Raw genomic sequence first — 12,322 nt, forward strand, 5'->3', positions numbered from 1 at the left:
AACGGTCACCCGGCGGCGTGGACGAGCGCGACCGGATCCCGGCAGATCAGGTCGACGGCGCTGGCCACGGCGGCCGGGTCGAAGGTCGAGCCGTGGAAGCTGGCGTTGAGGTAGAGCGCGCCGAACAGTTCGGAGAATGACAACGTGATCGCCTGCGGTCCACTCGTGGACGGCACGCTGATGTTGCGGCGCTCCGCGACGGGCCCGGCCCAGGGCAGGTCGGTGTACATGTCGAGCCGGCCGATGTGCGTCAGCGTCAGGTCCGGTCGCGGATCCACGGGCACGGCGTGCGGGGCGGGCGCCCCGCCGTGCGACGGCCACAGGGTCTGGCGGGCGGTGCGCAGCGCGAGCATGGCCATCGGCCGCCCGGAGGCGACCTCGCCGCCGAGCCGGGCGTGCACGGCGCGCGGATCCGTGGCGTCGGTGGCCTCCAGGTACTGGCCCCAGGAGAAGTTGCCGGCCACCTCGGCGCCTTTCGGCAGGTAGCGACGCGCGTCGAAGAGGATGACCGAGCCCGGCTGTCCGGGCGTGAGGCCGTTGTCGGCCAGCGCGACCCTCGCCGCGGCGAACAGGACCGCTGCGGCGGACACGCCCGGTGCGTGGCGGTCGCGCCAGGCCCGGATGTCGGACAGCGCGTGCCCCGACCGGACGGACACGTACCTGACGTCGGGGTGCCACGCGCGCGTGGCGCCGCCGGCGGGGGCGGCGGGGGCGGCGGGTGGCAGGCTGACCCGCAGGGCGGGTACCAGCCGGGCGGGGTGCCGGCCGAAGTGGCGGAGCATCCCGCGCACCACCGGTAGCCGGGTGGGTGCCGGGAACGGGGGCCGGGGCGGCCGCCGCTGCGCCGTGGCCCGCAGCAGTTCCGGGATCAGCCGGTTGTTCACCCCGCCGTCGCCGACGGCGTGCGAGATCTTCGCGCCGACGAAGCCGCCGCCGACGGCCAGCAGCAGCGGGCGGTCGCCGAGCGGTTCGTCGACCAGTCGGCGGGTCACCGCGTCGGCGGCGTCGCCGTGGCCGGGGTGGAGGCGGCCGGAATACCGGCCGGGATACCGGCCGGGATCATCGAGGTCGACGACGAGGTCCCGGCTGAACTCGGCGAAGTCCGGCCGCGACAGGGGACGCCACCGGGCCGCCCCCCGGTCGACCGCGCAGACCGCGGGGACGTCCGGTTGCCGGTCGTGCAGGCTCACCAGCGACTCGCGCAGCCCGTCGGCCGTGATGCCGTGGAACGGGCCGAACACCCGCAGGTTGTCGACGTCGAGCCAGACCCGGTCGCGCGCCGGCATCCGGCGCCCCCCGGCCGTGCGCGCCGGGCCGCCCGAGTCCGTGGTCATCCGGCGAACCGGGGGTTGGTGGCCAGCTTGCGGTAGGCGGCCAGAGCGGCGGGCGTGCTGTCGATGCGCCAGTTCTTGCCGTTGCCGTGGTCGTTGTCGGTGTCGAACCAGACCAGCGCGCCGATCGCGGGATGGGCGGTGACGTAGTCGGTGAGCTGGTCGATCCAGTCGGCCTTGACCGTACCGCCCTTCTCCAGCGCACCGGTCTCGGCGATCATGATGGGCTTCTTCCCGGAGTAGTTGCGCACGACCGGCCCGAACAGGTAGTCGGGGGTCTCCCGGCTGGCGAAGTACCCGGACACGGCGACCCAGTCCACGTAGGCGTCACCGGGGTAGTAGCTGGTCATGTCGTTCCACGGCGCCTCGGGATGCGAGTAGCAGTTGGGACCCCAGACCCAGGCGACGTTGGTGGCGTGGTGCGCGGCGAAGATGTCGTGGACGCGCCGCCAGGCGGTGATGAAGCCGCGCGGGTCGTTGCCGTTCTTCGCGCCGCCCCAGCTGTACCAGTTGCCGTTCATCTCCCATGCCCAGCGCAGGAAGACCGGGTGCCCGTACCTGGCCAGCGTGTCGGCGGCGCGGATGATCACGTCGTCCTCGGCGCCGCTGTTGATGGCGTGGTAGGGCATGCCGTCCCAGGAGATCAGCAGGATGCTGTCGGCGGGCAGTTCCGGCACCGTCTGCGGTAGCGGGTCGTTCCACGCGTAGTACCGGTGCACGATGCGCGGGTCGCGGCCGAGCTGCTGGCGCCGCAGCGCGGCGGCCTGCTGCTGGTCCATGCCGGCGATGTCCAGGTACGCGCCGAGCATCACCTTGTCGGGTACCGGCCGCGGCGCCTTCGTCCGCGCTGCCGACGCGTCGGGGGTGGCCGCCGCGGCCACGCCCTGCTGCGCCGTCGGCACCGCCTCGGTACGCCAGGACGCGGTGTGTTCCGCGCGGGCGCAGCCGGAGACCAGCGCGACGATCGCGATGACGAGGGCGACGCCGGCCAACGGACGTGGCGCCCGGCGGCGTCCGGTGGGTCCTCGGCTCGTCGATTGTGCAGTCACGCGCTGTCCTCGTTGATCGGCGGTTCAGATGAGCTGACGGGTCACGTGAGCTTGACGTGGAACAGGTGCCCGGCCAGCAGCCGGGTCACCCGCCAGGCCGGCTGGGCGGCCTGCTTGATCCGGGGCAGCAGTTGCGGGCCGCCGTCGGCGACCAGGCGCACGAGGTCGGCCCCGGAGTGGTCGGGGGTCGGGTGCAGCCGCGGGATCGCCAGCGGGTGGTCGGCGGAGGTGTACAGCCGACGCCCCACCTCGCACGCGTTGTCGTGGCCGGCGCGCGCGACCGCGGCGCGCACGTTCGCCCCGTGGTAGCCGTGCGGGTAGGCGAACGAGCGCACCGACCGCTGGATCTGGTCGGCGAGCCGGTCGCGGCTGTCGCGGATCTCCCGTTCGAGCTGCGCCGCCGGAAGCACGTCGAGCGGGTGGTGGAGCAGGCTGTGGCTGCCGATCTCGACGCCGGCGGCGGCCACCTCGCGCAGTTGGCCCCAGGTCAGCAGCGGGCCGAAGGCCGGCGCGTGCGGACCGAGCCAGGAGGCCGGCTCGCCGGCGTGGCCGGTCGACATGTACAGCGTGGCGGAGGCGCTCAGGTCGGACAGCACCGGCAGCGCGGCGTCCAGGAAGTCGACGTACCCGTCGTCGAAGGTCAGCGCCACGACCTTCTCGGTGCTGCCGGTGGCCCGCAGGTCGACGGCTTCGGACAGGCCGGTGAGCCGGTAGCCGGCAACCGCCAGCGCGGTCAGTTGTTCGCGCAGCCGTTCGGGTGGCACCGCGAGCGCGCGCAGGGAAGGCTCCCGTACCGACGACACGGAGTGGTACATCAGCACCGCGAGCGGGGGCTGGGCCGGTGCTGTCTGGGGTGCCACGGTCGGGGTTCCTCCGGAGGATGAGGCGGTGCGACGGCAAAAGTACCGCGCGCCACGCGGATGCGAAACCGGCCGCCGACCGTATCGTGGACCGCGGGCGGGTCCGCCGGTGGGACGTGTGACGGCAATGTCCTGAATAGGTAGTCAGTCCTTGAACGATTGATTAGCCGGTTTGCTCTGTATCGTCCGATATGGTGCGTCCAAGTTGTCCGTTTCCATCCATGTGAATGATTGCTCAAAGCCGCATCGGCAGGCGCTGCCGGCGATCGTGGTCCTGTATGGTGATGCCGCTCCGGCCAGGGTCTCCAGCTCGGACCGTACGCCGTGTGCCGGCTCGGGCCGTGTCCGCACCGCTTACCGCCGGTCCCGTACGCACGCTCACACGCGAAGGTGGCACATGATGCTTGCGAGTTCGTCGGTCGCCTCGCCGCGCATTGTCGGAGTGGGCACGGCAAACCCGAAATCGGCGTATTCGCAGGACGACATTCTCACCCGGTACGGAATCGACGACGAGCGGATCGGCTCGCTTTTCCGTAACAGTCACATCGACCAGCGTTTCCTGCACCTGCCGGATGTCGACCCGGCCGGTGGTCCGGTCGCCGAGACGCAGGGCCAACTGCTGGAGCGGCACCGGTCACAGGGGATCGAGATGGCCGGCCGGGCGCTGCGGGCCTGCCTGGCGCGCGCGGAGGCCGACGTCGACGACATCCGGTACCTGTGCTGCGTGTCCTCGACCGGCTTCCTGACCCCCGGCTTCAGCGCGCTACTCATCCGCGAGCTGGGGCTGCGCCGCGACTGCGGCCGGATGGACGTGGTCGGCATGGGCTGCAACGCCGGCCTGAACGGGCTGAACCCGGTCGCCGCGTGGGCCGCGGCCAACCCGGGCGACCTGGCGGTGATGATCTGCATCGAGGTCTGCTCGGCCGCGTACGTCTTCGACGGCACCATGCGCACCGCGGTCGTCAACAGCCTCTTCGGTGACGGCGCCGCGGCGGTCGCCGTACGGGCCGGCGGTGCGACCGGCCCGGGCGCCGCGTCCGGCCCGGCCATCGGGGACGGCAGCGCGGTGATCCTCAAGTTCGCCAGCCGGCTGATCCCGGAGGCGATCGGCGCCATGCGGTTCGACTGGGACGACACCCAGCACAAGAACAGCTTCTTCCTGGACCGCGACATTCCGTACGTGGTCGGCGCCCACGCCGAGGAGACCCTGGAGTCGTTGCTGGCCGGCACGGGCGTGCGGCGGGACGAGATCTCGCACTGGATCGCCCACTCCGGCGGCAAGAAGGTCATCGACTCGGTGAAGATCAACCTTGGCCTGACCGCGTACGACCTCCGCCACACCATCTCGGTGCTGCGCAACTACGGCAACCTCTCCAGCGGATCCTTCCTGTTCTCCTACGAACAGTTGATGGAGGAGGGGCGGGTGGCACGGGGTGACTACGGCGTCCTCATGACGATGGGTCCCGGGTCGACGATCGAGATGGCACTCGTCCAGTGGTAACGGACGGCATGATGTGGGGGAGTGGTGACGTGGCCGAGCTGTCGCGGCTGACGGACTTCTATCTTGAACTGGACGGATCGGCGGTGCTGTCGGCGTCGCTGGTGGAGCGGGTCAACGCGGTGTGCCGGCAGGTCGGCGAGGGCCGGAAGGACGCGGTCCTGCTGGTACGGGTGGCCGGCGGGCGCGACGGTGCCGAGGCGCCGGAGCGTACAGGCGTCGAGGCGGCGTGGCCCTACGACGTCGACGTCCACACCGTCAACCAGTGGGAGCGCGCGCTCCGCCGGCTCGAACGCCTACCCGCCGTGACGGTGGCCGCCGTTGACGGCACCTGCCGGGGCCCCGCGCTCGACGCCCTGCTCACCACGGATTACCGCGTCGCGACCGCCGACACCCGGCTGGGCGTGCCGACGTCCGGGCGTGGCACCTGGCCGGGGATGGCCATCCACCGCCTGGCCAACCAGGTCGGGGTGGCCAGGGCGCGGCGGCTGGCGCTGTTCGGCACCGCGCTCGACGCGGCGCACGCCGTCGAGTGGGGCCTGCTCGACGAGGTCGCCGGCGACCTCACGGCCAGGTGCCGTGACGTGATCGACCGGTTCGCCGGTACCAGCGGCAAGGAACTGTCGATCCGGCGCCAACTGCTGTTCGATGCGTCCGCGACGAGCTTCGAGGACGCGCTCGGCTCGCACCTGGCCGCCTGCGACCGGGCGATCCGGCTGGCCGGCACGGGCCCCGACGCCGCCCCCGGCCTGGTCGGCGTCAGCGGGTGAGCAGGTACTGCCGGACGGCGGCGCCGAACGGGGTCGGGGTACCCGCGTAGTCGGTGATCAGCGCCGGCCCGTCCGCGCAGTCCCAGGTGTTCCAGGTCCAGGCCAGATACCCGGCGGTGTGCGTGTCCAGCCACGGCATCAGGCTGGTGACGTAGCCGCCCGCGCAGTCGTGCTCGCCGATCTCCAGGGCGACCACCGGCACGCGGGCCGCGACGGGACCGACCTGGCGGTCCCAGCACCCGGCATCGTTGCAGGAGTTCCGGTCGTAGGAGTGCCAGGACGCCCCGAGGTTGCCGGTCGGGTCGGTGGGCCGGTGGTCCAGCCACCCGGTCAGGTCGGCGGCGTAGCTGTTGCCGGCGACCAGGATCAGGTTGGTGGCGCCGGCCCCACGTACCGCGTCGACGAGGCTCTGCATCCCGGCCGCCGGGTAGCTCAGCCCCGGACAGGCGGCGCCGCCGTGCAGCCAGCACTCCCAGGACCGGGCGCGTGACATCACCCCCAGGTCACTCGGGTACGGCTCGTTGAACAGGTCGAACACCGGGACCGGGTCGGCGCGGAAGGTGTCGGCCACGGAACCCCAGAACGCGGGCGCGTGCGCCGCGTCGGGCATCGGCTTCTGGCAGAGCGCATGGGAGTCGCGGCACTGGCTCGCCGTGCCGGTCCACCGGCCGGAGGTCCACTGCAGATCCAGCACCGGGACGATGCCGTGCGCCTTCAGGGTGGCGACGAACGACGTGACCGCCTGCCGGTAGCGGGCTCCGGAGTACCGCTCCGGAACCTGGTTGGTCGCGAGCCAGCAGTCCTCGTTGAGCGGGATCCGGACCGCCCGCACCCGCCACGACGCAATCGCGGCGATGGCGGCGTCGTCGACCGGCCCGTCCCAGAAACCGCCGCCGTGCACACACATGTACTCGCCCCCGGAGCGGTTGACACCGACCAGGGTGACCTCGTTGCCGGCGTCGTCGACGAGCCGGTTGCCCGTGACCCGCAGCCGGGGCGCGGTGCCCGGACCCGGGGCGGCCACCGGTCCGGCCTGCCGGTCGACGGTGACCGTGCACGGAACGCCGTTGAGCGCGACGCGGTCGGGTGCCTCCGGACCGGTGCTCCCCGCGCCGGCTCCGGTGCCGGCCCCGGTGCCGGTGGCGTTGAGCCCGATCGTCACGGACCCGCCCTTGGCCAGCGACCCGTCGCCGACCGCCGTCACCAGGGTGCCGGACTGCGACCAGGTGGCGTTCCAGCCGCGGGACAGTTGCTGCCCCGCCGGCAGGTCATAGGTCACGGTCCAGGTCCGCAGGCCGGCTCCGGTGTGGGTGACGGCCAGGTCGACGGTAAGACCAAAAGGCTGGGTACGGGCCACGTACCGGACCCGGCAGTCGCCGGGCGCCGGGGAGGCCGCCGTGGGCGGAGCCGGCCGGGACGTACACCCGGCCGTCGCGGTCAGGGCCAGCGTGACGCCCAGCGCGGTCGCGCGCCGGGTCGCCGAACGGGAACGTGCCGCCGCACTCGGCCATACCACCCCACGCGGACGTACCACCGGACCCCTCTCGTAGCGACGAACCATTGACCGTGGCGTCTCACCGTACGACAGGTGGGCCGGCGGCCATTGGGAGGCGGCAAAGGCACCCCGCAGCACGTTAGCGTCTGCGGGGTGTCCTTGCCTGTCGCCCGGCGGCCGCCGGAGTGGGGTGCCGAAGGTACGGCCCGCTCGCTGCCCAGGGTGTGGCGCCCGTGGCACTGGCGGCCAGGGTGCCGTTCACATAGAGCTGGGCCGTCTTCGTGGCGGCGTTGTACGTGCCGACGAGATGGGTCCAACCGGTGGTCGCACCGGTGGCGTACGCACCGGTGAAGGCGGGGTTCGCCGTGTCGCTGCCGGGCAGGGTGAAGGCCCAGCCGGGCGCGTTGCTGCGCCCGTAGGTGTACTGCAGGTAGAAGGCGCTGTTGACGGTGCCGTCCTGACCCGCCACCGTCGCGTTCCTGGTCGGTAGCGTGGACAGGTTGACCCAGGCCGAGACGCTGAAGCTGCCCGTCGTGTTGAACACCGGGTCGGTCGTGGTCAGACAGCCGGTGGTCCCGTCCAGGGTGATCACCTGACCCCGACTGGCGTCGCTGGTCCAGGTGGCGCCGCCGGTGATGTCGGCCGGCCGGTTGCCGACCGCCTCGTTGCCGCGCAGGTAGGGGTTCTTGGCATTGGAGGCCGAGGCGCCGGCGATGGTGGCAGCGGGGTCGTCGGCCCCGTCGTTGAGTCGCCAGGTGTTCTGCGGACCGAGGTACGCCGACGCCAGCGCGCCGTATCCGGCGTTGGTGAGGTTGACGTGGTCGCTGGTGGCCGCGCTCGGGTGGAGTTGGACGTGACCGTTGGCGCCGGAGACGCCGATGGCGGCATCGGAGTTGAGGTAGCACAGCGCCGGCGTCGACCAGGGACCCATGCCCAGCGGGTAGCTGCCCGACAGCCAGTCGTTGACGGCGGCGCGGTTGGCGTCGACGGCGGCGGTGCAGGGGTCGTTGACGCTGTTACCGGTACTGCCGTTGCCGGTGGCGCCGTCGCCCGCGTAGCCGTCGCAGGGCGTCAGCCCGACGGCGCGTCGCTCCGTTCACCGCACACGCGGAGGATCGGTACCACTTCAATGCGGGCGGTGCGAAGGACATCGCTTCCGTACTGCCGGACGCCGCGAACGGGCGGTTCCAGGAACTGGGGTGGGCACACGCATTCACCTCTCACGGCACCATGACCCGTACGGTGACGTGGACGCTGGGGAACGCGGCGTCTACAACGACCCAATCCCGGGTGGTCTTCCCGCGAGCGTCGTCGCGATAGGGCAGGTGGGTGTGCAGGCACGTGTGACGACCAAGGGGCTGGCGGTGTGCCTTGCCCTGACGGTGACCGCAGTGGTGGGGGCGGGGTGCGACCCCGCACCCACCCGGTCCACTTCTCCTGCACCGACCACCTCGTGGCCCCTGCACGCGCCTCCCGGGGATTTCACGGAGAAGTACGAGCGGGCGAAGAAGACCGTCCTGCCCGCGGATGCGCTCGGCACGGCCAGCCATCCTTCCCAGTCGACACCGGAGACAGTCAAGGAATTCCTGGTCGAGGCCTGCAACCTGGGAAGGCTCCCCTCGGACGGGCATACGCGGGGTGGTTACCGGCAGGTGTGGAAGTTCGACGACGGCCGGCTCGTCGACCAGTTCGCGCAGCCCTACGACATCCAGGCGGCCGACGTGGTGGCCGAGGTCAACTCGTTGATGCGCTGCGGCAGTTACCGGGTACAGGACCGTGGCCAGGCGGTCGGTGCGAACATCACCGTGGTCCGGGACGTTTCCCCGCCGGCCGATGTGCCGACCGAGGGATCGCTGTTCTTCTGCGAGGTGTCGTCGAAGTCTCGCTGTGTCGCGATCTTCTCCCGTGATGACGCGGTGACCCGGGTCGAGGCCGTTGCGACCTCGCGTGAGCAGGCTGAGCAGCTGATGCGTCAGGTGGCTCCCATGGTCGCGCAGAGGTTGGCTTCGGCCTGGTGAGGTCTGCCTGACCGGGTCCATCAAGGTGTCGAATCGGTGGCGGATCTCGGCTGTGGTCAGGGCGATCGGACCGTGGTCGAGACTGTCGCAACGCTGAAGTGGGTTCCAGGTGTCGATTGGGTGCTGGTCGCCGCAGGTGCCGATTGTCTGGTTCAACCGGTCGAAGTTCCTGATGCCCCAGTACCTGCGTCGGGAGAGGGGGCCGTGACTGTCTGGTGGGAAAGGCTCAGGGTGGGTCGATAACGCGTGGACGGTGGCCGGACGGAGCGTCGACGACGTTCATGTCCGGCTATGGCCGTCGCATCCCAACCGGTCGCGCCCTGTCGTAACCAGGCACTGTCGTAACCAGGCACTGCGGTCGCGGGTCTTTCGGTTCGTACCGTCCGTTCGGGTTTCCATCGACGATCTCCGACCTATGATGGCTCGTGGGCGGGAACCGGGTCGGATGGCAGGGTGCTGAAATCGGTGCTGTCACAGTAGACGAAGGTTTGGAGATTCAGTTGGGTACTCCTGCTCTGCAGAAGGGGGAGGCGGTTCTCAAGAGGGGAGCCGCAAATCATCGTCGGGGTCGGGAAGCGGTGGGTGGTCGGCTGTTCTTGACGAATCAGCGACTCATTTTCGTCCCGCACGGCCTCAATATCCAACAAGCTGTCCACGCGCATCCCTTGTCGGCCATTCTTGAACTCCGCGCGACAGGATTGCTGCGAAATGGCCTGGTTGTTCGGCTTGCCACGGGTGCCGAGGAGCATTTCGTGGTATTTCGGCCAGGCGTGTGGATCCAGCGGATAGCGGCCGCACGTGTGTGATCGATCTGGATCACGTCATGCAGGGTGGCTCCGAAGTCGACAGGTTAGGTGCCGCTTGTGCGCCCTTTTCCGCTCCTGAATTGATGGCGGCGGGCCAGCGGTGTGGGCGCCGCTGGTGGGAAGGGCGTTGTCCTTTCCGGGGTTGGTCGTGCTTTGTCATCTTGTATCCGTGGATGGGTGTTTGCCGGTGTGGCGTGTGCCGGTCATGACCGCGAGCAGCCGTTGCCGTTCCCACCGGACGGCATAGCGGGTCAGGTCGGCGAATCCGCTTTTGGGCCCACACGTAGGGATGCGCAGCACGCCTGGGCGAGCACGGCGAGGCTGATGTAGCGGCGCCAGCCGATGAAACTGCGGCCTTCGGAGTGGTCGATGCCCAGGCCGGTCTGGAGTTTCGCGGTCGTCGTGCTCGACCCGCCGGCGGATTTTCGCCAGCCAGGCCAGAGCCTTGCCGTGTGTCAGTGTCCACGTTGGATGGCCGCTATTTGGCCGGTTCGGGTTCGCCAGGCGGCCATTCGTCGAGCAGCCACGCATCGGGCAGAGCGCCGTCGGCGCGGGGATGTGGCGGTTGGCCGGGTGCGCCCGGATGGCCAGAAACCGCGACCGCATCGCCGCGGTCGGGTTGGCGGCGGTGGTCTTGCTGCCACACCGCCAGGCGTGGCGACGGATTCCCGGCCCGCCTGACCTTGCCTCGCTGTCCGCGTGGCTACCCCGCCGATCCGCCAGTCCGCCGGCCGATCGACGTCGAGCACCTCGGCCGGGTCGCGGGCGGGCGGCATCACGCGCGGTCAGCGCGGGCTGCCCCCCACCGCGACTGGATCGTCTTCCGGACCGAGGCGTGGTCGTACCCGTCGTGCGCGACGTGCCCGCATCACGGGACCAGGTGGTGACGTTGTCCATGGAGCAGGGAGACGGTCACTCGGTGGCGAGCACGGTGACCGCTTCCTCGGGCCCGGCGATCAGCCAGGACACCGCCACGTCGACCACCGGCCCGGGTACCTCGTGCCCGCCGTCGAACTCCTCGTAGGCGACCGGGTAGCCCATGACCTCCAGCCGCGGCACGAGCCGCCGGCTGCACACGTCGATCGGCAGCACCGCGTCCGCGACGCCGTGCGAGACGAACACTCGCGGCCGCCCGTGCACCACCAGCGGCGCGGCGAAGCCGGGGGAGAACGCGAGGACCGCGCCGAACAGGTCGCCGTTGGTCAGCCCGAGCGACAGGGCGTACGACGCGCCGTCGGAGAAGCCGCCGACCACGACATGGTCCACCGGGTACGCGTCGAAGATCTCCTCCAGCAGCCGGTCGATGCGGCGCACGTCCTTGCCGAAGCCGTCCACGATGACGTCCCAGGTGGCCAGCGTCGACTTCGGGGCCAGCAGCAGGAGCCGGTGCTCGTCGGCCACCGGCAGGAGCAGGTCCAGGCCGTGCCGCGGCGTGCCGCCGGCCCCGTGCAGGAGCAGCGCCAGGCGGTACGGTCCGGCGTCGACCGCGGCTGGCACGTACGCCAGCCCGAGCAGGTCGCCGGCCGGCCCCTCGAACGACAGCAGGCCGGTCCCGGCGGCGGCCGACACCGGCGGGTACGGGCGGGCGGCCAGCCGCCCGTGCTGGGAGTTCTCCTCGATCTGCGGGTGGGCCGGCGCCGGCTCGCTCACGATGGGCATCGGCTTTCCCGCCTCCTCGTCGTCGGTCCACCGCCGGTGGCCTGTGGCCGGGTTACCCCGGTTCGGGCCGGCTAAGCCGCAGATTCCTCGGTACGCTCGTCGGCTGATGACAACACCCGTCGCACCCCACGCCTCCGGGCCGCTCGCCGAGGCCCTCGCCGACTACGTACCCCGCGGCGCCACCGAGGCGGCCGATCTCGCCCGCGTCTGCGCGCTGCTGGCCACCGCCGACCCGTGGCCACGGTCGACCCCGCTGCACGTCACCGCGTCGGCGCCGATCGTGCACCCGCCCACCCGCCGGGTGCTGCTGCGCTGGCACGCGCGCCAGCAGGCGTGGTTGCAGGTCGGCGGGCACGCCGACCCGGGCGAGGTCGACCCCCTCGCCGTCGCGCTCCGCGAGGGGCGTGAGGAGACCGGCCTCGACGATCTCGTACCGTGGCCCGACGCCACCATCGTGCACGTCGTGGTCGTCCCGGTCACCGCCTCGGCACGCGAACCCGCCCACGAGCACGCCGACGTGCGGTACCTGCTCGCCACCGATCGCCCCGACGCCGTGGTGCCGGAGGATCCGGCCGCCCAGTTGCGGTGGCTCACCGTAGCGGAGGCGTACGCACTGACCGCCGAGCCGAGCGTGCACGAGCTGCTGGCCCGGGTCGACCGGCTGTTCGCCGCCGCCGCATAACCGGCAGGAGCGCCGCGGCCGGGAGGAGCACCCGGCCGCTCTTTCCGGCGCCGCTCCGCCCACTCCGTCCGGCACCGCTCCGTCCGGCACGCCCGCTTCTGCCGTCGGTGTAACCGTCGCTGCCGTCGCGCTGTGTATAGATGTGACGGCCTGG

At 71.3% G+C, this 12,322-nt stretch carries 11 protein-coding genes; 4 read left to right on the plus strand and 7 right to left on the minus strand.

Annotation, left to right across the window (positions count from 1 at the left end):
* Positions 1–5: 5 nt before the first annotated feature.
* From ACNTMW_RS19405 to ACNTMW_RS19415, 3 genes are read right to left on the minus strand one after another with little or no spacing between them, the layout of a single operon-like run.
* Entirely contained in the window at positions 6–1,334 is a 1,329-nt protein-coding gene (locus ACNTMW_RS19405; RefSeq protein ID WP_426635086.1) for a hypothetical protein, read from the minus strand.
* Positions 1,331–2,380, minus strand: a complete 1,050-nt coding sequence (locus ACNTMW_RS19410; protein WP_426635087.1) for a glycoside hydrolase family 26 protein — start codon at positions 2,378–2,380, stop codon at positions 1,331–1,333. Before ACNTMW_RS19410 ends, ACNTMW_RS19405 begins: the two co-directional genes overlap by 4 nt.
* 41 nt (positions 2,381–2,421) lie before the next feature.
* The gene (locus ACNTMW_RS19415; RefSeq protein WP_426635088.1) at positions 2,422–3,240 is read right to left on the minus strand and encodes a polysaccharide deacetylase family protein; all 819 of its coding nucleotides are present in this window, start codon (positions 3,238–3,240) and stop codon (positions 2,422–2,424) included.
* Between the two features lie 397 nt (positions 3,241–3,637).
* Between ACNTMW_RS19415 and dpgA the strand changes: the two genes are divergently transcribed.
* Positions 3,638–4,741: a 3,5-dihydroxyphenylacetyl-CoA synthase DpgA gene (dpgA, locus tag ACNTMW_RS19420; protein ID WP_426635089.1), complete on the plus strand. Its 1,104-nt coding sequence runs from the start codon at positions 3,638–3,640 to the stop codon at positions 4,739–4,741.
* A 29-nt stretch (positions 4,742–4,770) separates the two neighbouring features.
* Entirely contained in the window at positions 4,771–5,508 is a 738-nt protein-coding gene (dpgB, locus tag ACNTMW_RS19425) for an enoyl-CoA-hydratase DpgB (protein WP_426635090.1), read from the plus strand.
* On the opposite strand, the gene ACNTMW_RS19430 is transcribed toward dpgB, so the two are convergent.
* Positions 5,498–7,024, minus strand: a complete 1,527-nt coding sequence (locus tag ACNTMW_RS19430) for a cellulase family glycosylhydrolase (protein ID WP_426635091.1) — start codon at positions 7,022–7,024, stop codon at positions 5,498–5,500. The two genes, dpgB and ACNTMW_RS19430, sit on opposite strands and share 11 nt — an antisense overlap.
* Positions 7,025–7,142: 118 nt before the next feature.
* Positions 7,143–7,934: a LamG domain-containing protein gene (locus ACNTMW_RS19435; protein ID WP_426635092.1), complete on the minus strand. Its 792-nt coding sequence runs from the start codon at positions 7,932–7,934 to the stop codon at positions 7,143–7,145.
* A gap of 316 nt (positions 7,935–8,250) precedes the next feature.
* Here ACNTMW_RS19435 and ACNTMW_RS19440 point away from each other — a divergent pair, with 316 nt between their 5' ends.
* Positions 8,251–9,021 (plus strand): hypothetical protein, encoded by a 771-nt coding sequence (locus tag ACNTMW_RS19440; RefSeq protein ID WP_426635093.1) that lies wholly within the window; start codon positions 8,251–8,253, stop codon positions 9,019–9,021.
* A gap of 413 nt (positions 9,022–9,434) precedes the next feature.
* Here ACNTMW_RS19440 and ACNTMW_RS19445 read toward each other — a convergent pair whose 3' ends face one another.
* Complete coding sequence (locus ACNTMW_RS19445; protein WP_426635094.1) at positions 9,435–9,770, minus strand: hypothetical protein; 336 nt, start codon at positions 9,768–9,770, stop codon at positions 9,435–9,437.
* Positions 9,771–10,739: 969 nt separating this feature from the next.
* Positions 10,740–11,486, minus strand: a complete 747-nt coding sequence (locus tag ACNTMW_RS19450; protein WP_426635095.1) for an alpha/beta hydrolase — start codon at positions 11,484–11,486, stop codon at positions 10,740–10,742.
* 106 nt (positions 11,487–11,592) lie between these two features.
* Between ACNTMW_RS19450 and ACNTMW_RS19455 the strand changes: the two genes are divergently transcribed.
* The gene (locus tag ACNTMW_RS19455) at positions 11,593–12,168 is read left to right on the plus strand and encodes an NUDIX hydrolase (RefSeq protein ID WP_426635096.1); all 576 of its coding nucleotides are present in this window, start codon (positions 11,593–11,595) and stop codon (positions 12,166–12,168) included.
* The last annotated feature ends 154 nt before the right edge of the window (positions 12,169–12,322 follow it).

Source organism: Planosporangium spinosum (genome assembly GCF_049999945.1).
GTDB lineage: Bacteria > Actinomycetota > Actinomycetes > Mycobacteriales > Micromonosporaceae > Planosporangium > Planosporangium spinosum.

What these genes read in the sequence shown, in the direction of transcription:
- ACNTMW_RS19405 (WP_426635086.1), bottom strand. Translation starts at nt 1,334, where the DNA reads ATGACCACGGACTCGGGCGGCCCGGCGCGCACGGCCGGGGGGCGCCGG.
- dpgA (WP_426635089.1), top strand. Translation starts at nt 3,638, where the DNA reads ATGATGCTTGCGAGTTCGTCGGTCGCCTCGCCGCGCATTGTCGGAGTG.
- ACNTMW_RS19435 (WP_426635092.1), bottom strand. Translation starts at nt 7,934, where the DNA reads ATGGGTCCCTGGTCGACGCCGGCGCTGTGCTACCTCAACTCCGATGCC.
- ACNTMW_RS19445 (WP_426635094.1), bottom strand. Translation starts at nt 9,770, where the DNA reads ATGCTCCTCGGCACCCGTGGCAAGCCGAACAACCAGGCCATTTCGCAG.
- ACNTMW_RS19450 (WP_426635095.1), bottom strand. Translation starts at nt 11,486, where the DNA reads ATGCCCATCGTGAGCGAGCCGGCGCCGGCCCACCCGCAGATCGAGGAG.
- ACNTMW_RS19455 (WP_426635096.1), top strand. Translation starts at nt 11,593, where the DNA reads ATGACAACACCCGTCGCACCCCACGCCTCCGGGCCGCTCGCCGAGGCC.